Origin of the sequence: Nocardioides speluncae (genome assembly GCF_003121585.1) — a bacterium.
GTDB classification, from domain to species: domain Bacteria; phylum Actinomycetota; class Actinomycetes; order Propionibacteriales; family Nocardioidaceae; genus Nocardioides; species Nocardioides speluncae.
On the sequence record NZ_QEOO01000016.1, the window covers coordinates 462,877 to 483,519 of the forward strand.

At 69.4% G+C, this 20,643-nt stretch carries 21 protein-coding genes; 8 read left to right on the forward strand and 13 right to left on the reverse strand.

Features of this window, described 5'->3' with window-relative positions:
- Positions 1-236: 236 nt before the first annotated feature.
- From DDV73_RS09670 to DDV73_RS09690, 5 genes are all read left to right on the forward strand, one after another.
- Positions 237-1,217, forward strand: a complete 981-nt coding sequence (locus tag DDV73_RS09670) for a sugar ABC transporter substrate-binding protein (RefSeq protein ID WP_240617204.1) — start codon at positions 237-239, stop codon at positions 1,215-1,217.
- Positions 1,218-1,230: 13 nt separating this feature from the next.
- Entirely contained in the window at positions 1,231-2,220 is a 990-nt protein-coding gene (locus tag DDV73_RS09675) for an ABC transporter permease (protein WP_109507018.1), read from the forward strand.
- A complete protein-coding gene (locus DDV73_RS09680; protein ID WP_109507019.1) occupies positions 2,217-3,008 on the forward strand; it encodes an ATP-binding cassette domain-containing protein in 792 nt (263 codons plus the stop codon). The genes DDV73_RS09675 and DDV73_RS09680 overlap by 4 nt, the downstream gene beginning before the upstream one ends.
- 111 nt (positions 3,009-3,119) lie before the next feature.
- Entirely contained in the window at positions 3,120-3,749 is a 630-nt protein-coding gene (locus DDV73_RS09685) for a PadR family transcriptional regulator (protein ID WP_109507020.1), read from the forward strand.
- Positions 3,750-3,764: 15 nt separating this feature from the next.
- A complete protein-coding gene (locus DDV73_RS09690; RefSeq protein WP_109507021.1) occupies positions 3,765-4,853 on the forward strand; it encodes an inositol-3-phosphate synthase in 1,089 nt (362 codons plus the stop codon).
- Positions 4,854-4,993: 140 nt separating this feature from the next.
- Here DDV73_RS09690 and DDV73_RS09695 read toward each other — a convergent pair whose 3' ends face one another.
- Complete coding sequence (locus tag DDV73_RS09695) at positions 4,994-5,605, reverse strand: NADPH-dependent FMN reductase (RefSeq protein ID WP_109507022.1); 612 nt, start codon at positions 5,603-5,605, stop codon at positions 4,994-4,996.
- Between the two features lie 101 nt (positions 5,606-5,706).
- Between DDV73_RS09695 and DDV73_RS09700 the strand changes: the two genes are divergently transcribed.
- Complete coding sequence (locus DDV73_RS09700; protein ID WP_109507023.1) at positions 5,707-6,540, forward strand: helix-turn-helix domain-containing protein; 834 nt, start codon at positions 5,707-5,709, stop codon at positions 6,538-6,540.
- A 2-nt stretch (positions 6,541-6,542) separates the two neighbouring features.
- Here the strand turns inward: DDV73_RS09700 and DDV73_RS09705 are convergent, their stop codons facing one another.
- From DDV73_RS09705 to DDV73_RS09715, 3 genes are all read right to left on the reverse strand, one after another.
- Positions 6,543-8,447, reverse strand: a complete 1,905-nt coding sequence (locus DDV73_RS09705; RefSeq protein ID WP_109507024.1) for a serine hydrolase — start codon at positions 8,445-8,447, stop codon at positions 6,543-6,545.
- Between the two features lie 84 nt (positions 8,448-8,531).
- Positions 8,532-9,380: a hypothetical protein gene (locus DDV73_RS09710; protein ID WP_109507025.1), complete on the reverse strand. Its 849-nt coding sequence runs from the start codon at positions 9,378-9,380 to the stop codon at positions 8,532-8,534.
- A 7-nt stretch (positions 9,381-9,387) separates the two neighbouring features.
- Positions 9,388-10,056: an AIM24 family protein gene (locus DDV73_RS09715; protein ID WP_109507026.1), complete on the reverse strand. Its 669-nt coding sequence runs from the start codon at positions 10,054-10,056 to the stop codon at positions 9,388-9,390.
- A gap of 91 nt (positions 10,057-10,147) precedes the next feature.
- Between DDV73_RS09715 and DDV73_RS09720 the strand changes: the two genes are divergently transcribed.
- Positions 10,148-10,612, forward strand: a complete 465-nt coding sequence (locus DDV73_RS09720; protein WP_109507027.1) for a hypothetical protein — start codon at positions 10,148-10,150, stop codon at positions 10,610-10,612.
- Here the strand turns inward: DDV73_RS09720 and DDV73_RS09725 are convergent.
- Entirely contained in the window at positions 10,596-11,324 is a 729-nt protein-coding gene (locus DDV73_RS09725) for a hypothetical protein (RefSeq protein ID WP_154402687.1), read from the reverse strand. The genes DDV73_RS09720 and DDV73_RS09725 overlap by 17 nt on opposite strands.
- A gap of 19 nt (positions 11,325-11,343) precedes the next feature.
- On the reverse strand, positions 11,344-11,850 hold the full coding sequence (locus DDV73_RS09730; protein ID WP_109507029.1) for a VOC family protein: 507 nt from the start codon (positions 11,848-11,850) through the stop codon (positions 11,344-11,346).
- 94 nt (positions 11,851-11,944) lie between these two features.
- Here DDV73_RS09730 and DDV73_RS09735 point away from each other — a divergent pair, with 94 nt between their 5' ends.
- Positions 11,945-12,577, forward strand: coding sequence for a TetR family transcriptional regulator (locus tag DDV73_RS09735; protein ID WP_109507030.1), 633 nt, complete (start codon positions 11,945-11,947; stop codon positions 12,575-12,577).
- Here the strand turns inward: DDV73_RS09735 and DDV73_RS09740 are convergent.
- From DDV73_RS09740 to DDV73_RS09770, 7 genes are all read right to left on the reverse strand, one after another.
- Positions 12,543-13,049 (reverse strand): SRPBCC family protein, encoded by a 507-nt coding sequence (locus DDV73_RS09740; protein WP_109507031.1) that lies wholly within the window; start codon positions 13,047-13,049, stop codon positions 12,543-12,545. The two genes, DDV73_RS09735 and DDV73_RS09740, sit on opposite strands and share 35 nt — an antisense overlap.
- Positions 13,046-13,522 carry an SRPBCC family protein gene (locus tag DDV73_RS09745; RefSeq protein ID WP_109507032.1) on the reverse strand — a complete coding sequence of 159 codons (477 nt, stop codon included), beginning with the start codon at positions 13,520-13,522 and terminating at the stop codon, positions 13,046-13,048. Before DDV73_RS09745 ends, DDV73_RS09740 begins: the two co-directional genes overlap by 4 nt.
- Before the next feature lie 86 nt (positions 13,523-13,608).
- On the reverse strand, positions 13,609-14,280 hold the full coding sequence (locus DDV73_RS09750) for an HNH endonuclease family protein (RefSeq protein ID WP_109507033.1): 672 nt from the start codon (positions 14,278-14,280) through the stop codon (positions 13,609-13,611).
- A gap of 169 nt (positions 14,281-14,449) precedes the next feature.
- Positions 14,450-15,451 carry a LacI family DNA-binding transcriptional regulator gene (locus tag DDV73_RS09755; protein WP_240617205.1) on the reverse strand — a complete coding sequence of 334 codons (1,002 nt, stop codon included), beginning with the start codon at positions 15,449-15,451 and terminating at the stop codon, positions 14,450-14,452.
- A gap of 5 nt (positions 15,452-15,456) precedes the next feature.
- Positions 15,457-16,848 carry a glycoside hydrolase family 16 protein gene (locus DDV73_RS09760; RefSeq protein ID WP_240617206.1) on the reverse strand — a complete coding sequence of 464 codons (1,392 nt, stop codon included), beginning with the start codon at positions 16,846-16,848 and terminating at the stop codon, positions 15,457-15,459.
- Positions 16,849-17,030: 182 nt separating this feature from the next.
- Positions 17,031-18,872: a hypothetical protein gene (locus DDV73_RS09765; RefSeq protein WP_109507036.1), complete on the reverse strand. Its 1,842-nt coding sequence runs from the start codon at positions 18,870-18,872 to the stop codon at positions 17,031-17,033.
- Between the two features lie 159 nt (positions 18,873-19,031).
- Positions 19,032-20,564 (reverse strand): CCA tRNA nucleotidyltransferase, encoded by a 1,533-nt coding sequence (locus tag DDV73_RS09770; protein ID WP_109507037.1) that lies wholly within the window; start codon positions 20,562-20,564, stop codon positions 19,032-19,034.
- Positions 20,565-20,643 lie beyond the last annotated feature (79 nt).

Below are 20,643 nucleotides of genomic sequence, written 5' to 3' on the forward strand. Positions count from 1 at the left end.
CCGTCGGCGCATCAAAGAGCGTGTCCGCAGCATGGTGACGTCCCCCGTATCGATGTAGTCATGGGCGACCATGTCGAGCCGCCGCCGGGAGGCACGCTATGGGGCCTTCCGGTCAGGGTCAACCGCGCTCGTAAGCGTCCAGAGGGTGCCGAACGGCACAGGCAAGCCGGGCGGCCCTCTGGTGCAGTCCCTTCCGGCCTGCAGTCAGCATCGGCATGATGGGTCACCAACTTCGGATGAGGGGACTCGGCGCGATGAAGAAGTTCCAGAGGGCGAGCGCACTGGCCGCCACGATCTTGGTGCTCACCGCCTGCAGCGGCACCGGGCAGGACGACGACGGGGACTCCGGGGAGGACGCCGACCTGACCATCGCGGTGGTCACCCACGGCGCGCCCGACGACGCGTTCTGGACCGTCGTACAGAACGGCGCGGAGCGGGCGGGTGACGACCTCGGCGTGGCGGTCGAGTACAACTCCAGCGACGACGTCGTCCGGCAGGCGGAGCTGATCGACACCGCCGTCTCGCAGGAGGTTGACGGCATCGTGGTGTCGATGGCCGACCCGGACGGGCTCCGGGAGGCGGTGACCGCCGCGGTCGCCGCCGGCATCCCGGTGGTCACGATCAACTCCGGCCTCGACCAGTCGGCCGAGTACGGCGCGCTCACCCACGTCGGGCAGAGCGAGACGATCGCCGGCGAGGCCGCGGGCGAGCGGTTCAAGGAGCTCGGCGCCGGCAAGGTGATCTGCGTCGTGCACGAGGCCGCGAACATCGGGCTGCAGCAGCGGTGCGACGGGGCCACCGAAGGCTTCGGCAGCGAGGTGGAGACCCTTCAGGTCGACGGCACCGACCGCGGCACGGTGGCGGAGACGGTGCTGGCGGAGCTGCAGTCCGACGAGTCGGCGGACGCCGTACTCGCGCTGAACGCCGACGTCGCGCTCGGCGCCGTCCAGGCCGTGCAGGACGCCGGGCGGGAGGTCACGGTGGGCACCTTCGACCTGTCGAGCGACCTGCTCGCCGCGGTCGAGGACGGCTCGGTCGAGTTCGCGATCGACCAGCAGCCCTACATCCAGGGCTACCTCGGCGTGCAGTTCCTGTACCTCAAGGGCATCAACGGCAACGACGTCGGCGGCGGCCAGCCGGTGTACTCCGGTCCGGCGTTCGTGACCAAGGAGAACGCCGCCGAGGTGGCGGAGTACGCCGACAACAAGACCCGCTAGCGGGGCGCATCGAATGGTCACTGCGATCCTGCGGCGCCCGGAGATCGGCGCCGCCGTGGCGGCGCTCGCGGTCTTCGCGTTCTTCACCGTCTACACCGACCAGTTCGTCAGCGAGCTCGGAGTGAGCACCTGGCTCAACAGCTCCTCGCGGCTGGGCATCATGGCGGTCGCGGTCGCGCTGCTGATGGTCGGCGGCGAGTTCGACCTGTCGACCGGCGTGATGACCGGCACGACCGGATTGATCGTGGCGGTGACGACGACCCACTACGGGCTGAACATCTGGGTCGCGGCGGCTGTCTCGCTGGCGGCCGCGCTGGCGATCGGGGCGGCCAACGGCATCGTCGTGGTCCGTACCGGTCTGCCCAGCTTCATCGTGACGCTCGGGACCTACTTCGTCCTACAGGGACTCAACCTCGCCCTGGTGAAGGCGATCATCGGCGGCGTCTCGGTGCAGGGCATGCGCGACGTGCCCTACTACGACAGCATCCAGCCGGTGTTCGGCGGCTCGTTCACGCTGCTGGGCTACGAGTTCGGCGCGTCGGTGCTGTGGTGGATCGGGTTCACCGCGCTCGCGACCTGGGTGCTGCTTCGGACCCGGCCCGGGAACTGGATCTTCGCGGTCGGGGGCGCGGAGCAGAGCGCCCGCCAGGTCGGCGTACCCGTCTTCCGGACCAAGGTCGGGCTGTTCATGACGACCGCCGGGGCCGGCTGGCTGGTCGGGATGATCCTGCTGTTCGAGTCGAGCTCGGCGACCAGCGAGCGCGGCGTCGGCCAGGAGTTCATCTTCATCATCTGCGCCGTCGTCGGCGGCTGCCTGCTCACCGGCGGCTACGGCTCGGCGATCGGAGCCGCGCTCGGCGCGCTGATCTACGGGATGGCCAACCAGGGCATCGTCTACGCCCAGTGGGACAACAACTGGCTGCAGACCTTCCTGGGCGCGATGCTGCTGGCGGCGGTGCTGCTCAACAACTGGGTACGCCGGCGGGCGGAGGTGGCGCGATGAAGCCGGACAGCACGCCGGTCATCGAGGTGCAGGGCATCGGCAAGCGGTACGGCGGCGTGGTCGCTCTCCAGGACGTGACCACCGCGGTGCGGGCCGGTCAGGTGACATGCGTGCTCGGCGACAACGGTGCCGGCAAGTCGACCCTGATCAAGATCCTCGCGGGCGTCCACGAGCACGACGAGGGCACACTGGCCGTCGACGGCCAGGAGCAGCGGCTCGGCAGCCCGCGGGAGGCGCTGTCGCACGGGATCGCCACGGTCTACCAGGACCTCGCTGTGGTTCCGCTGATGCCGGTCTGGCGCAACTTCTTCCTGGGCTCGGAGAAGACGTCGGGGTTCGGCCCGCTGCGCCGGCTGGACGGCGACTTCATGCGTCGTACGGCGAAGTCCGAGCTGGCCGCGATGGGGATCGACCTGCGCGACGTGGACCAGCCGATCGGGACGCTGTCCGGGGGTGAGAGGCAGTGTGTGGCGATCGCGCGGGCGGTCTACCTCGGCGCCCGGGCGCTGATCCTCGATGAGCCGACGGCGGCGCTGGGCGTCAAGCAGGCCGGGGTGGTGCTGAAGTACATCGCCAAGGCCCGCGAGCGTGACCTCGCCGTCGTCTTCGTGACCCACAACCCGCACCACGCCTACCCGGTCGGCGACCGCTTCCTGCTGCTGCGGCGCGGCCGCAGCCTCGGTGACTTCGCCAAGGCCGACCTCAGCCTGCACGAGCTGACCGCGATGATGGCGGGCCGAGCCGAGCTGGAGAAGCTGGGCGAAGAGCTGTCGCGCGACCTGCCCTGAGCCCGGGCTGACCTCGCGCGCGTCCGATTCCGCACGTTTGTACGACCCCTGGCCGCAGCCTGCCGTTTACCCACTGTTACATGTCGTGGATATATCGGTACGATAGGTCGTATGGCACGTCGTGGTGAGACCATCGAGCTCGCAGTCCTCGGGCTGCTGCACGAGTCACCCATGCACGGCTACGAGCTGCGCAAGCGCCTCAACCTGATGCTGGGCTGGGGCCGAGTGCTCTCCTATGGGTCGCTTTACCCCGCGCTGAAGAAGATGCTGCGCGCGGGTCTGATCGTGGAGAGCGCGCCCCCGCCGTCCCCGGGGGGCGCTGTGAGCCGCCGGCAGCGGATCGTCTACCAGCTGACCAAGACCGGCGAGCGCGAGTTCGCCCGGTTGATGGCCGAGGTGGGGCCGACCGCGTGGGAGGACGACAACTTCGACATCCGCTTCGCCTTCTTCAGTCGCACTGACATGGAGATCCGGCTGCGGGTGCTGGAGGGGCGTCGTACTCGCCTGCAGGAGCGGCTCGAACGCGTGCAAGGCCAGCTTGCGCGCACCCAGAAGGAAGTAGACCAGTACGCCATCGAGCTACAGCGACATGGCGTCGAGTCGGTGGAGCGCGAAGTGCGCTGGCTGTCGGACCTGATCAACGCCGAGCGCGCAGGGCCGCAGCCGGTCAAGCCCGAGACCTCCGGGACTGAAACATCTGAAAGGGGCCCCAACCAGTCGGCCCCGCTAAAGAACGATTGAGGATAGGAGAGCCCGATGGGTTCGGTACGAGTAGCAATTGTGGGAGTGGGCAACTGCGCCACCTCCCTCATCCAGGGCGTCGAGTACTACAAGAATTCCGACCCGAGTGGCACCGTCCCCGGTCTGATGCACGTCACCTTCGGTGAGTACCACGTGTCCGACGTGGAGTTCGTCGCCGCGTTCGATGTGGACGCGAAGAAGGTCGGCTTCGACCTCGCCGAGGCGACCCAGGCCTCGGAGAACAACACGATCAAGATCACCGACGTCCCGCCGACCGGCGTGATCGTGCAGCGCGGTCCGACCCTCGACGGTCTTGGCAAGTACTACCGGCTCACCATCGACGAGTCCGACACCGAGCCGGTCGACGTCGTCCAGACGCTGAAGGACACCCAGGCCGAGGTGCTGGTGTCCTACCTCCCCGTGGGGTCCGAGGAGGCCGACAAGTTCTACGCCCAGTGCGCGATCGACGCCGGCGTGGCCTTCGTCAACGCGCTCCCGGTCTTCATCGCGTCCGACCCCGAGTGGGCCAAGAAGTTCGAGGACGCCGGCGTCCCGATCATCGGCGACGACATCAAGTCGCAGGTCGGCGCCACCATCACCCACCGGGTGATGGCCAAGCTGTTCGAGGACCGCGGCGTGGTGCTGGACCGCACCTACCAGCTCAACGTCGGCGGCAACATGGACTTCAAGAACATGCTCGAGCGCGAGCGCCTGGAGTCGAAGAAGATCTCCAAGACGCAGGCCGTCACCTCGAACCTCACCGGTCCGCTGGCGGGCAAGACCGCCGACGACCGCAACGTTCACATCGGCCCGTCCGACTACGTCCAGTGGCTCGACGACCGGAAGTGGGCCTACGTCCGGCTCGAGGGCCGCGCGTTCGGTGACGCTCCGCTGAACCTGGAGTACAAGCTCGAGGTCTGGGACTCCCCCAACTCCGCCGGCATCATCATCGACGCGATCCGGGCCGCGAAGATCGCCAAGGACCGCGGCATCGGCGGCCCGATCCTCTCGGCGTCGTCGTACCTGATGAAGTCCCCGCCGGTGCAGCTGCCGGACGACGAGGGCCGCGCCCGCGTCGAGGCCTTCATCCGCGGCGAAGAGTAAGCACGCCGACCGGGCGCTTTTGGTCCGGTAGAAACGGCCGACCGGGCACTTTTGGCGAGAGGTACGCCGCACCAACGTGCGGCTGCCTGCCAAGAGTGCCCGGTCGGCGTTGTGGTGAGACCAAAAGTGCCCGGTCAGCGTCAGGCTGGGTACGGGGCGGCGGCGCGGGCGGTGCGGGTGGCGTCGGCCCACCAGGAGAGCTGCTCGAGCATCGCCTTGGCGTAGACCTCGGCGTCGGAGTCGAGGGGCCGGCCGTCCTCGCCGAACGCCTTCCAGTACGCCGGGAAGCTGAGGCCGTTGCGGATGGTGACCGCGTGCAGCTCGGTGAAGACGTTCTCCAGGTGCAGCACCGCGTGCCGGCCGCCGGCCGCGCCGCCGTACGACACGAACGCCACCGGCTTGGCCGCCCACTGGGTGAAGTGCCAGTCGATGGCCGCCTTGAGCGAGGCCGGGTAGCTGTGGTTGTACTCCGGGGTCACGAGCAGGAACGCGTCGGCGGCCGCGAGCCGGTCGGTCAGCCCGGCCATCGCGGCCGGTCGCGGGTAGCTGTCGCCGGCGGCCAGCGGCGACTCCGGCGGCAGCGCCACCGGCAGCTCGAAGTCGGCCAGGTCGATGACGTCGAGCTCGAAGGCGCCGTGCCCCTCGACCTGCTCGGCCGCCCAGCGGGCGACGACCGGCCCGAACCGGCCTTCGCGGACGCTGCCGACGATGAGAGCGAGTCGCGGCTTGGATGTCGTGTTCTCTGTGTTCATGTCGGCCAGCGTGGGCGCGACCGGCCGCGCGAGGGAGACCGCGCTGAGACTGGCCGTGACAGGGCCACCCTCGGTGACCAGCCGGTGCCTACCCTCGAAGGGTGAGTGAAAGCACCTTGGGCGGATACATCCGTGCCCGCCGCGACCAGACCCAGCCGGCCGACGTCGGTCTTCCGCCCGGCCTGCGCCGCCGGGCGCCCGGGCTCCGGCGTGCCGAGCTGGCCATGCTGGCTGGGATCAGCGTCGAGTACCTGGTGCGGCTGGAGCAGGGCCGCGACCACAACCCGTCAGGCCAGGTCCTCGGGGCGCTCGCCGACGCGCTGCGGCTGACCCCTGAGGAGCGGGTGCACCTCAAGCGGCTGTCCAATGTGACCTCGGGCGAGTGCGGCTACGTCGCTCGTCCGCCCAGCCACGAGGTCCGGCCGACCGTGCTCGCGCTTCTGGAGCAGCTGGAGCCGGCGCCGGGGGTGCTGCTCAACCGGGTCAGCGACGTCCTCGCCTACACGTCGGGCTACGAGCTGGTGGCCGGGCCGGTCGGCCTGCTGGACGGTACGCCGCCCAACCTGCTGCGCTTCCTGTTCAACGACGAGCGGGCCAAGACCGCCTTCCCCGACTGGGACCAGGTCGTTCTCCGGCACTCCCAGCAGCTCCGGCTGATGCAGCCGGACCCGCACGTCGACGCACTGATCGACGAGCTCGGGCTCTGCGAGGGCGAGGACCTCCGCGACCCGCTGGCCGACGCCAGGCTGCCGAGGACCTCCGGCATCGAGCGCTGGCAGCACCCGGAGGCCGGTGAGCTCCGGCTGAGCTTCGAGACCCTGGAGCTGCCGGTCGGCGACGAGCAGCGGCTCGTCGTACACGCCGCTGCCGATGACGCGACCGCGGCCCGCCTCGACGGACTGGTCCGTCGAGGCGGGCTGCGGGCTGTTACCTAGCCTCACCAGGTGGCGAGGGCCTTCTTCACCTCCGCCCGGAACATCTCGACCGAGACCTTCGAGATGCCGGTCTGGTTCGCGTTGAACTTCGCGCAGGTGTCGGCGTCGACCGAGGCGAACGAGCACGGAACCTCGGCGTTCCAGTAGCGGCCGTAGACGTACGGCGAGTCGCTGATCGCGCCGGCACGGGTCTTGAACGGCAGCCAGATGGTGCCACCGACGGTGCGGCTGTGCGCGGTGGTGGTGTTGCAGTCCGCGCCGCTGCCGCCCCAGCTCGGGCAGTAGCCGTACGAGCCGCCCTTGGAGCGGGTCACGACGTGCGACAGGAACGTCGCCCGCTCGCTCGCGCTCAGACCGGCGGCGGTGGCCTCGGCCTCGATCATCGACTTCAGCGAGCCGTTGCCGATCGCGCCACCGGACATGTAGCTGTAGAGCAGGTTGCGGTGCCCGGTGTTGAGCAGGGTGGTGTCCTGGATCCGCTCGTAGATCTTGCCGGCGTCGACCAGGGTCAGCCAGTTGTGGGTCAGCGGCTGGGGTGACGCGTCACCGTCGCAGCCGATCCGGTGGTTGACGCTGGACTTGGTCATGCCGGCCAGGGTCTTGGTGCTGTTCAGCGCCGCGAACCCGTAGCGCCGGGTGAGCGCGTCGGTGGTGCGGTTGTCGGACTGCTGCAGGGTCTGCTTGATGATCACCGGGCCGAGCTGGTCGGAGTAGGTGTTGTCGGTCTGCAGGTTGCCGGAGCTGTCGTACGCGCACCGGTTCTTGTCGTCGCTGTAGTCGAAGTCGCCCGGGTAGCGAGCGGCCTGGCCGGGCGCGGCGTACCAGGTGACCGGCGTGGTGGTCGTGGTGGCGGCGTTGTTCTGAATGTCCCGCATGGCCGTCACCGCGTGCACGATCTTGATCATGCTGGCCGGCTCGAACTGGTTGTCGTGGCCGATGCCCAGCTTGGTCGGGCCGCCCACCCGCTTGAGGTAGAAGCCCCACTTGCCGGTCATGCTCCCGGCCGAGTTCTGCACGCGGCGGGTCTCGGCGTCGACGTTGCCGAGGTACAGCGCGTGGTAGCGGGTCCCGGCCGCGGTCGAGTAGCCCTTGACCTGGAAGATGCGAGCCCCGAACTGGTTGGCCGCCTCGTGGACCTGGGTCGCGGTGACGCCGTGCAGCCACCACCAGTACTCACCGGCACGCTTCTGCATGACCACGTCGAACCGGCCGTTCGAGAGCCGCTCGAGGTTGATCGGCCGGGCCTTCTTCTGGCTCAGCAGCGACGACACCTGCGCCGAGGTGACGTTGTAGTAGTGCCACCAGGACTTGGCGTCCACGCCGGTGTTCTTGATGTAGATCGCGGAGAACCGGTTGCCGGAGGCGTGCCGGTCGACGTCGATCACCCGCATGTTGTTGTTCGAGGTGTACGACGTGATCGTGCTCAGCGGCACGTTGTAGTGCCAGCCCCAGGCCTTGGCGGCCGAGCCGGAGTTCTTGACCATCACCACGGCGTACCGAGTGCCGGCCGCCGTCGAGTACGGCTCGATGTCGATCAGCCGGGCCTTGTTGGTGTTGAGCTTGCTGATCACCTGACTCGGGGTCATGCCGTAGTACCACCACCAGGCGCGGGCATAGGTCCCGCTGTTCTTCACGTACGAGACGTCGAACCGGGGACTGGAGCTGCGGACCTCGAGGTCGACGATCCGGTAGCCCTGGTTGACGAAGCCGGTCGCCGAGCTCGGGGTGACGTTGTAGTGCCAGCCCCAGTTGGTGACCACCTGGCTGTTGCGGTCGGGGTCGGGTACGGCGGGCACGGCTGCTGCCTGCTGGCCGGACCCGATCAGGGCCGCCAACGACAGACTGACGGCCAGGGTGAGCAGCGCGGAAACCGCGCGGCGGAGAGTGCTGCCGGTTGTGCTGAGCATCGTGAGCCTCCTCAGGCTTCGGTTGGTTGTCGAAGCAAGGAGGCGCGGCCCGGGCCGATCCCAATAGAAACCGCGAAAGAATCCTCAGCTCGTCGGCACGGGCTCCCGAGGAGGCCGTCCGAGGAGGCCGGCGACGATCGCCAGCGCCACCGTCGCGACCAGCCCGGCGACAGCGATCACGACGTACGACGTGGAGAGGTCGCGGGTCAGCACGTCCCAGAGGACCCCGATGAGATCTCGGTCCCCCGTGGGCACCTCGTCGAGCACCGCGGACCGCACGGTCCGCAGCGCCACCAGTGCCAGCGCGACCATGACCGCGGACCCGGCCGCCAGCCAGGCCAGCGCCCGGAGGCGCCGCCGGGCAACGAGGATCGTCAGCGCCGCAAGCACCAGCCAGGCGATCGGCAGCCAGAAGCCGAGGTTCTCGGCGAGCGCGTAGCCGTCCTGCGCGCGGCGGAGGTCGTCGCCGCGCGCCACCGTGAACCTGATCGGCGGTATGTCGCTGTCGGCGACCGGCAGCCCTTCCTTGCGCAGGCCCTTGGCCGCCTCCTTCGCCACCGGCTGCAGGTCGATGGTGATCCGGTCGGAGCTGGACCGGTCGTCGAGGACCTTCACCAGCTCCTGGTGGGCGACCCGGTTGGCGGTACGCCAGACGCCGGGGAACTCCGGACCGTCGACGACCCGGTCCACCGCGGCGTCGACCCGCTTCTCCTCCGGCCTGACCTCGGGCACCTGCCTGATGATCTCGGCCGACACCCGGTCGACGGTCTCCTGCTTGACGGTGTCGTTCTCGGCGAGTGGCGCGACCGTCTCGACGTACCCGGAGGTGTCGGCGACCTCCTGGACCACCCAGACCGACAGCACGCTCGCCGGCAGCACCACGCAGGCCAGGATCCCGAGAAGCGCGGCGAGCAGGCCGCGCGCGATGTTCATGTGGCGATCACCCGGCCGCGACCGGGCTCCACTCGAAGGCCTGGACGACGACGAAGCCGGGACCCTGGAAGACGTACTGCAGGGCCTCGCCGGTGCCGCCGCGCAGCATCGAGGACATGTTCATCGAGCTGTGCACGGTCGGCGACAGGTTGGCGCTCCAGCACACGGCCGCGTTGGGGTCGACGAAGACCGGGCCGCGCGAGCAGTCGAGCACGACCGGCATCCCGACCACGTTGATCGCGACCGTGCCGGTGCCACCGACGGTGGTGTTGAACAGGCCCGCGCCCATCACCATGCCGGCACCCTTGGTGCGCTCGATGTCCCAGGTGAGGTTGGCGTCGAAGGCGAGCAGGTTGCGGCTGTTGAGGCTGATCCCCTCGTTCTCGAGATGCATCAGGTTGATGTAGCCGGCCGAGTCGGCGAAGTACACCTCGCCCTGCCCGGAGCAGCGCATCAGCGAAACGTTCTCGCTGGTGAGGATCTTCTTGGCGAGCTTGCCGACGCTCCCGGCCTTCTCGTGGTGGAACTGGATGTTGCCGTTGTAGGCCACCATCGAGCCCTTCGCGGCCAGCACCTCCGGGCCGAGAGCGACGCGGAGCATCTGGGGGTTCTGCAGGATGTAGCGCTCCTGGCTCTGCTTGGCCAGGTTGGTCTGGTCGAAGAGATCGCTTCTCATGCGCACATCCTGCACCGCGGGTGGTAGCGCGTGTAGGCCAACCCGCCATCGCGCTCGGAACCGGATTCCGTTCGGCCCCGTCGCATCCGGCATGAAGACGCTGATCACCTCTGTCTGCGCCGTGACCGCACTCACCACGCTGGCCGGCTGCTCGCTGATCAACTGGGTGAGCAAGGACGACACCGAGCAGACCGAGGGCCAGGTCGGCAGCCTGGTGACCGACTGGTCGCAGGCCGAGTACGGCGACAGCGACCTGGAGGCGCTCACCAACGACGACACCCTGCTGCTGACCGACGAGGCCGAGCGCGCGGCGTGGCTGGCAACGCTGCCGAAGGAGCTCGACGGCGCGCCGGTCACCGAGGTCGACCTGAGCGAGAACCTGCTCGTGGTGGGCGGCTACCACAAGTGCATGGAGCAGGGCCGGGTCGTGGCCGAGCCCGACCGGGCCACGGTCCGCTTCACGACGTACATCGCGCCCGAGGACCGCAACACCAACTGCGGGTGGGCGCCGTACACGGTCGAGGTGTGGCAGGTCCCGCTCAGCGAGCTGGGCTAGACCCGGGGACGAAGAAGCGGAGGCAGATCACGCTCGCGGTCAGTGCCGCGGCCGGCCACAGCGCGCCGAGCCCAAAGTAGAGGAACGGCCCGATCCAGGAGTCAGTGGCGACGTTGTCCCACTTCTCCACCACGCCACTCTGGAAGACGTAGTACGTCGCGTTGTAGGCCTGCAACGCGCCACCCACGCCCATCAGCAGGTAGCCCGGGCGGGTGCGGCCGCGCAGCAGCAGGAGCAGACCGGTCAGGCCGGTGCCCATCCCCACGAGCCAGCCCATCTCGCTGGCGACCATGTACGACGACACGGTGCCGTAGTGCGTGTCGGCCGAGCCGTACCCCCACCACGAGATGAAGCGCGGCAGGTTGCCGGTGGTCACCTCGGCGCCGGTGATGGCGTCGTTGAACAGGATGAGCGGCAGTTGCCAGGTGCAGCTGACGAAGGTCGAGAGCGCGAACCACGACATCACGAACCCGCGCAGGCGGTCTGGCCGCGGGAAGCGCCGCAGCAGCAGCGGTCCGAAGACCGCGGTCGTCAGCAGGAGCGCGCCGCTGACGTTCGCTACCCGCGCGGTGTGGATCGGTTCCCAGTCCCGGAGTCCGCCCACGGCGATCCAGACGGCGAGCGACGCCGGGATCGCGACTGCGACACCCAGACCGACGAGCCAGGCCAGCCGCCGTGCGTGCGCCTTGGTGAGCGGATCTGCTGACGGCACGCCCCACACGGTGGCCACGTCAGACCGCCCGGTACGGCGCGGCGCTGGCCGCCTTGATGTCGTCGTAGAACGCGACCATCGACGGCCCGAGCTGGGCCAGCTCGAGGAACGGGATGCCACCCAGCCCCGGCTCGACGTAGGCGAACCGTATCTCGCCGCCGGCCATCGTGCCGGCCGAGAGCACCTCCGGGTCGCCGGCGGCCGCGAGCGTGGCGGCCAGGTCCTCGACGTACCAGCAGGCGTGGTGCAGGCCGGGCCCGTGCTCGGCGAGGAACTCGGTGTACAGGCTGTCGCCACTGACCGGCTGGATCAGCTCGAGCTGCAGGTCGCCGACGTAGCTCATCGAGATGTGGGCGGTGAAGTCCGCCGGCTTCCCACGCAGCGAGCACTCCTCCGGTCCGAAGTGGATGTCGTCCAGGCGGGTCCAGCGATCGAGCTGGTGGCGGCTCCCGAACTCCGCCTCGGCGGCGGCGATGTCGTCGACGACCCAGGCGAGCTGGGCCATCGGACCGGTCAGGTAGTGCATCGAGATCCCTTCGACGGCAGACCTTCGACAGGTTAAGGCAGTTGACTTAGCCGATCAAGACATTCGCCTTAACGGGTGGCTACGATGGTCGACCGTGAGCACTCGTCCAGACGCCCGCGAGGAGTTGCTCCTCGCGGCCGAGCGACTCGTCGCCGAGCGCGGCATCTCGGTCTCGCTGCGCGAGGTCGCGGCCGCCGCCGGGCAGCGCAACAACTCGGCTGTCGCCTATCACTTCGGGTCGAAGGACGATCTGGTCGCCGCGATCGTGGCGCGCCGGCTGGAGGCCATCGAGACCGAGCGCGTAGTGCTGCTGGCGACCGACGACCTCGAGCCGGCCACGGCCCCCGAGGACCGGGTACGGCAGCTGGTCCGGGTGCTGATCCGGCCGATGCTGACCACGCCGTACGCCGAGGGCTCCACCCACTACGCCCGCTTCCTGGAGAAGGTGCGCGACCATCCGGCCGTTGTCGAGATGCCGCTGACCGACGACCGGTGGCCGGCGATCCGGACGGTGACGCGTCGGCTCGACGGTGCCCTCGGCGACCTCCCTGCTGCGGTACGGCGGCGCCGGCTGGCCGCGTTGACGTCGGTGATGTTCGCGCTGCTGGCCGACGCCGAGCGGCGTGGCGAGATCGGCGAGTCCGCTCAGCCCGTGACCGAGGCTGCGGTGGTGGACATGCTGGTCGGCCTGCTCACTGCTCCGGCGGGGCCTCCGCCTCGGACTTGATCCGTTCCAGGGTCTCGCGCATGCCCACCCGCAGTCGGGCCTGGTACTTCGCGACACCGCCCATGAAGGCCTCAGTCAGCTCGAGCGAGAACTCCGAGATGCCGTCCGGCGCCGCGCGGCGCTGAACCACCGTCGTCCCGGCCTCTGACGGGACGAGCGTGAAGGACCAGACCACCCAGTTCTCCTCGACCCGGAACGCGATCTCGGTGAGCGGCTCGAACCGGACCACCTCGGCATGGGTCTGCCAGACCAGCTCGCCGTCCTGGTTGCGGTTGCTGGTGCGGGTGCCGAGCCCGATCGGCTCCTCGCCGTACACCTTCATCGAGGTGACCGTCGGGCTCCACTCGGCCATCCGGGGCAGGTCGGAGACCAGCTCCCAGACCCGCTCCGGTGGCGCGGCGACCTCGATGGACTCCTCGATGAGCCGCTCGATCGCGGGGTCGATCGACGGGTCGATCTCTGCGTCGGTCATGCCTCGGCGTCCGTCTTCAGCCGCTCCAGGGTCTCGCGCATGCCGACCCGAGCCTGGTCCTGGTACTTGCCGATGCCACCGAAAGCGACCTTCTGCAGCCCCTGGGCGAGCCCGGCCATGCCGTCCGGCATCTCCCGGCGCTGGGTCAGCTTGGTCCCGGCCGCGGTGGGTGCGAGCGAGTACGACCAGATCGCCTTGTTGTCCTTGATCCGGAAGGCGAACTCGGTGTGCGGCTCGAACCGGATCACCTTGGACCGGGTCGGCCAGACCCGGAGGCCGCGCCGGTTGATGTTGATGGTGGTGGTGCCGAGGCCCACCGGACCGCCGCCACGGACGATCGTCTTGGCCACCTCCGGGCTCCAGGACGCCATCCGCGGCAGGTCGGTCACCAGCTGCCAGACCCGCTCGGGCGGCGCCGTGATCTCGATGGACTCCTCGAGCAGTGGATCGATGTCAGGGTTCGTGGTCGACATGTGTCGCTCCCGATGTTGAGGTCGTCACTGGCGACCTCAACATACTGGGAGTACGCCGGGCGACGCCTCCGCCCGTGGGCGGATTTCTAGATGGCGTAGGTGACCGTGATCGTCGAGTTCGTGCAGCCCGAAGCGAGGCTCTGCATCGCGGACTTCTCGGTGCTGTCGACGGTCAGCCGCCAGCGGATCTTCACCGCGACGAACTCACGCAGGTAGCGGCACTTGTCGTACTGCGGCAGCCACTGGGCGATGTCCTTGTCACCCTTGGCCTGGTTGACGTTGTCGGTCACGCCGACCAGCGTCCGGTAATCGCCGAGGTCGTTCGCGAAGGCCTCGCGCTGGCCGGCCGTCCAGTTGCGGGCGCCGGAGCCCCATGCCTCCGAGAGCGCCACCATGTGGTCGATGTCGACGTCGGAGGTGTTGGTCCATGACACCCGGTCGTAGTACGAGAACCACCGGCCTCCGGACAGCGAGCAGCCGGAGCCGACCGTCACCGGGTCGTCGGCCTCGGCGATCAGCACCTCGTTGCGGGCATGGCAGCCGTCGCCGTCGGCGTCGACCCAGTGCCGGAACAGGTCGCGGTCGTACCCGGCGTTGTTCTCGGTGGCGACCGGGAGGCTCCCGATCGCGGTGGTGAGCGGAGCGGAGTAGCTCGCCTGGACGGCCTGGGCGGGGGCCGGTGCGACGGCGAGGGCGAGGAGGGGGACCGTGAGCAGAGGAACGGTCGTGGCCAGGCGAGTGCGGGCGGTGCGCTTCATCTGTGCCTCCGAGGTCGGCTGAGACGTTTGCTGAGCGTTCCGCCTTCGACACTGACAGCGTCGTTCGGGCGCGAACACCCGCCACGCGGGATTGGCCAGGAGTTGCCGGACGTACGACGCGATGTTCGCCGCGCCGACACGAGGCGGTAACGCTGTGTCAGGCCGAGCGTCAGGCCGAGTCGCGCTTGACCAGCTCGTTGGGGAGCACGACCGACTCGCCGCCGGGTTCGCCGTTGATCTGACCGATCAGCAGGTCGACCATCGTCCGGGCGGCGTCGTCGACCGGCTGACGGACCGTGGTCAGCGCGGGCTCGGTGTGGTGGGCCAGGTCGATGTCGTCGTAGCCGACGACGGCGACGTCATCAGGGACCCGGCGCCCACGGGCGCGCAGCGTGCGCAGCGCGCCGGCGGCCATCATGTCGTTCCCCGCGAAGACGGCATCCAGCTCGGGGGCGCGGTCCAGCAGCTCGGCCATCGCCCGCTCGCCGGAGGGATGGGTGAAGTCGCCTGCGGCGACCGGCCCCTCCGGCAGTGCGGCGTCCGCGAGCGCCGCGCGGAAGCCGGCGAGACGATCGGGAGTGGCGGTCATGTCGGGTGGGCCCGCGATCGTCGCGATCCGGCGCCTTCCCAGCGACACGAGGTGTTCGGTGGCGAGGCGGCCGCCGCCGACGTTGTCGCTGTCCACGAAGAGCAGGCCCGGGATCGGGTGTTCCGGTCGACCGGAGACCACAGTCGGCACGTGGGAACCGACCAGGACTCCCGGCAGCGGGTCGTCGGTATGCATCGACGCGAGCAGGACCCCGTCGAAGTGACCGCCGCGCACGTAGTCGGCGAGCGTGCCGTGCTTGGAGTCGTTGCGCGCGTTGACCAGGACCAGCTGGAAGGTCGTGTCGGCCAGCGCCCGGCTGATCGCGATGATCATGCTGCCCAGATAGGGGTCGGCGAGCACGGTCGCGTCCGGTTCGCGCAGCACGAGCGCGATCGAGTCGGTACGGCGGTTGACCAGGTTGCGCGCCGCCCGGTTGGGCACGTAGCCCAGCTCCGCGATCGCGTTCTCGACCTGGGCATGGACTCGGGGCGAGACCCGGGCGGTCCCGTTGACCACCCTCGACACGGTGGCGCGGGAGACGCCCGCGGCTTCCGCCACCGTGTCGAGGGTCGGTGGTCTCACATCGCTCACCTACGGAACGTAGACCAGTTCAGGTTGACGAAGTCGGACGGCTGGCCGCTGGTGAAGGTGAGGTACACGTCGTGCACACCCGTGACCCGACTGATGTTGGCCGGAACCGTTCGCCAGCTCTGCCAGCCGCCGGTGTTGGCGACGGCGAAGCTGCCCACCGGCGGACCGGTCCGGCTGTCCAGCCGCACCTCGACCAGCCCGCTGACCCCGCCACCCGCGCCGGACGCCACCCGAGCGACGAACTGGGTCGCCCCTTCGGCACCGAAGTCGACCCGGTCGTAGCGAACCCAGTCGCCGTTGCGGATCCAGCCGAGGTTGCTGCCGCCACCGGTGTCGGTCGTGGACTCGACCTCGACGCCGGCCTGTTGGTCGAAGTCCTCCGCCTCGATCGTGGAGTACGCGCTTCGACCCGGCAGGGGCGGGTTGGTTCCGCCGCCCTTGGTCCACACCGCCACGTAGTCGACGACCATCGGATGGCCGGGGACGGTCGCCGGAGTCGGCGTACGGAATCCCGCGACCCCGTCGGGGAACGCGCCTCCGACCGCGACGTTCAGGAGGATGAAGTAGCCCGCGTGGCTGGTCATGTTGTTCCACGTCGCCTCGTCGACCTGCGACTGGCTCACGCTGTGGAACTGCTGGCCGTCGACGTACCAGCGGAACTGCTGCGGCGAGCTGCCGCTGTCCCACTCGAAGCGATACGTGTGGAACTCCGCCTGACACGGCGAGCCGGGGCACTCACGGCTGTTGCCGAGCCCGCTGAACTCGTTGCACGGTCCGCCGGGCGCGACTCCGCAGTGCAGTACGCCCCACACCCTGTTGATCCCGTTGACGTTCTCCATCACGTCGAACTCGCCGATACCGGGCCAGTTCCAGTAGTTCCCGCGATAGGGCGATCCGAGCGCCCAGAACGCCGGCCAGTAGCCGAGCGCCGCGTCACCGGTGACGTTGGGCATCTGGATGCGGCCCTCGATCGCCAGCACGCCGCCGGCGGGCGGCTTGAAGTTCGAGCGCTGCGTCTCGATGCGCGCCGAGGTCCAGTTGCCCGCTCCGTCGCGGCGCGGGGTGATCCTCAGGTTGCCGTTGCCGTCGAGGGCGAGATTGCTGGGGCTGTCGGTGTAGCTCTGAATCTCCCCGGTGCCCCAGTTGGCGGGTCCGCCGGGATAGCCGTGGCCGAGGTCGACGATCCACTCGCCGGACGGACGAGAGCCCGCGGCGCCGTTGAAGTCATCGCTCCACTGGAGCGTCCAGCCTGGCGGGGTGGGTGGTACGTCGGCCTCGGCGACGGTGGCCGGGACGCTTGCCACGAGCGCTGCTGCGAGCGCTCCGGCGAGCGCTCCGGCGAGCCACCGCTTGCGAATTGGTCGTCGGATGGAATGCAGGGTTGTCACTGGGGGCCTCCTCGTCGACCCGAGGGCGCGGAGCGTCGCCGGGCGAGTCCGGCGACACCAAAATGAAAGCGCTCTCATTGCGGGCACGTCAACGGATACGGCGGGGTTCACACATAATTCGGGAAAGCGAGCAGCCGGACGGCGTGGGGCCGTCCGGCTGCTTTCTTTGGGGGCTGCTCAGGTCACTTGATGATCCGCAACTCGAAGAAGTGCGAACCACGGACCACCTCGTAGATCTGCGCGAGGATCTCCTTGTGGAACTCGCCGGGCGCGGCGATCCGGCAGCCGCGGCAGTCGGGTTCCTCCTCCCCGCCCTCGTTGAAGATGTCGATGCTGGTGAGCAGCTGGTCGTTGCGCGGCGCGTTGGCGAGGCTCTCGATGAGCTTCGGGAACGACGTCACGGTGCCGGTGCCGCCCGGGTCGGCGAACTCCTCACCCTCACCACCAGCGGCCGCTCGGACCGACAGCGAGCCGCCCGAGCCGGGCCGTAGCGTCCCCGGGAGCTTGATGTTCTGGACCAGGTACTTCGCCGGACGCGCGTTGCGGTACGTCGTCAGGACGGTCCGCAGCTTGACCCAGCCTCCGGGCCGAGCTCGCACGACCGACTCGTCGGTGAGGGTCTTCCAGGCGGTGCCGTTCCAGATCTGCACCTTCTGCGCGATCCGGTTGCGTCGCTCCTCGGACATGTTCACGCTGACGTTGATGCCGGTGAAGGTGACGTCGGTGAACTCGTTGTCCTGGATCGAGAAGACCGCGTTGGCCAGCTCGAAGATCGAGGTGAACGAGATGTCCCACGCCGAGTCGAAGCGGTTGGCACGGCTCAGGGTGAACGGCTCCCCGGCCTTGGTCTCACCGGTCACGCTGAACCGGAGGACAGCTGAGCCGGGCCCGATCTGGTCGAAGAGCCGGTCCTGGCCGACCAGTTGGCTGATCGCCGCGGCGTCGGGGAGGAAGGCCGGCACACTGACCCGGGTGCGGCCGACCCGGCTGGTGCCGTCGGCGAGGGTGACCTTCGTGACGATCGGCACGGTCGCGGGCCCGGCGCCCAGGACGCCCTTGATGCCGGCGAGCCGGTCCTGGTCGATGACGCCCACCGGGCCGGTGGCGTTGGACACCTTGAAGGGGAACAGCGTCGGATCTTCCTGCACATACAACGCGGAGGCGCCGTGCATGGTCAGCGTGGACTTGCCGCTCCAGATGAACGGATGCCCGAACGCCACGACCTCGCCGCCGCAGACCATGGTGGCGGTGCCGGTGCCCACAGCCGAGAAGTCGCCGTACGACAACGATCCGGCGAGGTTGCCGCCCGCCACGATCGGCTCAGCGGACGGGGTCCCCGAAGCTGTGCCGCCGCGGAACGCCCTCATCCCGCTCAGCCCGAGGATCTTGTTCATCTGCGCCAGCCGCTTGCTGCTGACCGCGCCGGATACCGCCAGCGGGATCGGCAGCCGCTGCAGGCCGTCCTCCGCCTGGCTGGCGGTGGCGTCGCCACTGCTGACCAGCTCGGACTTGATGTCCTGCGGGATCTCGATCCGCTTCGCCACCGACGGGCGCGCGGTCGGCGGGGCTGTGAGCAGCTTCTGCATGTCCGCTGCCGGCGTCACGCCGGCGACCGGCGACGGGCCGAGGGCTAGGCCGTAGGCGACCGCGCCGATCAGGCGGCCGTCGGCGGCGTACACCGGAGAGCCGGACATGCCGGCCCAGATGCCGCCGACGCGGTCGATCTCGGGCGACGTCAGGCGGACCATGATCATGTCGAGGTCCGGGGCGATGCCGTCGTCGAGGACGCCGAGGACCGTGCCGGTGAAGCCGTCGGGCGTGGTGCCCTTCGAGACCGTGAGACCGGTGACCGGCTGGTCGGCGGCGAGGTCGGCAACGGGGAATGCCTCGGGACAGGCCTCCGCGGCCTGCTCGGGCGGTGCCGCCTGCGAGGGCGCGAGCGCCCCGGGCAGAGTGGCGGTAGCGGCCAGGCCCGCGGTGGCGACTACTGCCGCCATCCGCTGCCGGGTGAGTCGGACTTTCATGGTGGATCCCCTCGTGCCGTGATGGTCGGCGTCCACGCTCAGCGGTGGTGGTACGGCGTGTGGCGCCGCTTGTTGAAAGCGACGTCGCCGCTCGCGGCTCCGTTGCCTTTCCGAGACAACTGTGACCGTTCTGTGACCTGGGCCACAGAGCACAGGTACTCAGGCGCGAGCGGCCCACCACTCGCGGAGCGCGGCCTCCGCGTCGTCGCGCGACATCGGCCCGCGGTCGAGGCGCTGGTCGAGCAGGAACTTGTAGGCCTCCCCGACCGCGCGGCCGGGCGGGATGCCGAGGATCTCCATGATCTGGTTGCCGTCGAGGTCGGGCCGGATCGCGGCCATCTCCTCCTCCTGCGACAGCCGGTCGATCCGCGCCTCCAGCTCGTCGTAGGTCCGGCGCAGCCGGTCCGCCTTGCGCTGGTTGCGGGTGGTGCAGTCGGCCCGGGTCAGGATGTGGAGGCGCGCCAGCTGGTCGCCGGCGTCGCGCACGTAGCGGCGTACCGCCGAGTCGGTCCACTCGCCCTCGCCGTACCCGTGGAAGCGCAGGTGCAGCTCGACCAGCTTGGCCACCGCGTCGGTCTGTTCGTTGGAGAACCGGAGCGCCTGCATCCGCTTCCGGGTGAGCTTGGCGCCGACCACATCGTGGTGGTGGAAGGTGACGCTGCCGTCGGGCAGCAGCCGCCGGGTCTTGGGCTTGCCGACGTCGTGCATCAGCGCCGCGAACCGGGAGACGAAGTCCGGCCCGGGCGGGTCCAGCCGCGACTCGAGCGCGATCGCCTGCTCCACCACGATCAGGGTGTGCTCGTAGACGTCCTTGTGCCGGTGGTGCTCGTCGCGCTCCAGCGCCAGAGCGGGCAGCTCGGGCAGCACGTGCTGGGCCAGGCCGGTCTCGACGAGCAGCTGCAGACCACGCCGCGGGTACGGCGCGCACATCAGCTTGATCAGCTCGTCACGGACCCGCTCCGCCGAGATGATCTCGATCCGGCCGGCCATGTCCCGCATCGCAGCGACCACCTCGGGCGCCACGGTGAAGCCGAGCTGGGCGGCGAACCGTGCCGCCCGCATCATCCGCAGCGGGTCGTCGCCGAACGACATCTCCGGGGCACCCGGCGTCCGCAGCACGCGCTGGGCCAGGTCGACCAGGCCGCCGTACGGGTCCTCCAGGTGCCGGTCCGAGCCGGACACGGTCACCGCCATCGCGTTGACGGTGAAGTCGCGGCGGCCGAGGTCACCGGAGAGCGAGTCGCCGTAGTTGACCTCGGGCTTGCGGGAGCTGGGGTCGTAGGTCTCGGACCGGAAGGTGGTGATCTCGATCTGCCACTCGCCCTTCTTCGCACCGATGGTGCCGAAGGCGCGGCCCAGGTCCCAGATGGCGTCGGCCCAGCCGGTCAGCAGCTTCTCGGTGACGTCGGGGTGGGCGGAGGTGGTGAAGTCGAGATCGTTCTGGAGCCGGCCGAGCATCGCGTCCCGGACCGGCCCGCCCACCAGCGCCAGCGACTCCCCTGCTGCCGCGAACCGCTGGCCGAGCTCGTCGATGACCGAGCCGATCCGGTCGAGCTCTGCTTCGACGGTGCGCTGCACGTCGGCGATGAGAAGTGGAGGCGGCGAGTCGGGACCGGGCACGAGGGGGGAGTCTAGTCTCCGGACGGCTCGGTAGAGTCTCTGCGTGCCCCGACCGCTTGAGCTCTTATCCATCGGTGGGCGCCGTTGCGAGCGTAGCCAGGCGGGTGTGATGGCAAGGCGGCGGAGCGAAGGCGGGCCGGAGGCCCGTCGA

Bases quoted from the DNA above. Each gene is read 5' to 3' on its own strand.
- DDV73_RS09770 (WP_109507037.1), bottom strand. From the start codon at position 20,564: ATGGATAAGAGCTCAAGCGGTCGGGGCACGCAGAGACTCTACCGAGCC.
- DDV73_RS09685 (WP_109507020.1), top strand. From the start codon at position 3,120: ATGGCACGTCGTGGTGAGACCATCGAGCTCGCAGTCCTCGGGCTGCTG.
- DDV73_RS09705 (WP_109507024.1), bottom strand. From the start codon at position 8,447: ATGCTCAGCACAACCGGCAGCACTCTCCGCCGCGCGGTTTCCGCGCTG.
- DDV73_RS09715 (WP_109507026.1), bottom strand. From the start codon at position 10,056: ATGAGAAGCGATCTCTTCGACCAGACCAACCTGGCCAAGCAGAGCCAG.
- DDV73_RS09720 (WP_109507027.1), top strand. From the start codon at position 10,148: ATGAAGACGCTGATCACCTCTGTCTGCGCCGTGACCGCACTCACCACG.
- DDV73_RS09675 (WP_109507018.1), top strand. From the start codon at position 1,231: ATGGTCACTGCGATCCTGCGGCGCCCGGAGATCGGCGCCGCCGTGGCG.
- DDV73_RS09670 (WP_240617204.1), top strand. From the start codon at position 237: ATGAGGGGACTCGGCGCGATGAAGAAGTTCCAGAGGGCGAGCGCACTG.
- DDV73_RS09710 (WP_109507025.1), bottom strand. From the start codon at position 9,380: ATGAACATCGCGCGCGGCCTGCTCGCCGCGCTTCTCGGGATCCTGGCC.
- DDV73_RS09745 (WP_109507032.1), bottom strand. From the start codon at position 13,522: ATGTCGACCACGAACCCTGACATCGATCCACTGCTCGAGGAGTCCATC.
- DDV73_RS09765 (WP_109507036.1), bottom strand. From the start codon at position 18,872: ATGAAAGTCCGACTCACCCGGCAGCGGATGGCGGCAGTAGTCGCCACC.
- DDV73_RS09740 (WP_109507031.1), bottom strand. From the start codon at position 13,049: ATGACCGACGCAGAGATCGACCCGTCGATCGACCCCGCGATCGAGCGG.
- DDV73_RS09695 (WP_109507022.1), bottom strand. From the start codon at position 5,605: ATGAACACAGAGAACACGACATCCAAGCCGCGACTCGCTCTCATCGTC.
- DDV73_RS09730 (WP_109507029.1), bottom strand. From the start codon at position 11,850: ATGCACTACCTGACCGGTCCGATGGCCCAGCTCGCCTGGGTCGTCGAC.
- DDV73_RS09680 (WP_109507019.1), top strand. From the start codon at position 2,217: ATGAAGCCGGACAGCACGCCGGTCATCGAGGTGCAGGGCATCGGCAAG.
- DDV73_RS09750 (WP_109507033.1), bottom strand. From the start codon at position 14,280: ATGAAGCGCACCGCCCGCACTCGCCTGGCCACGACCGTTCCTCTGCTC.
- DDV73_RS09690 (WP_109507021.1), top strand. From the start codon at position 3,765: ATGGGTTCGGTACGAGTAGCAATTGTGGGAGTGGGCAACTGCGCCACC.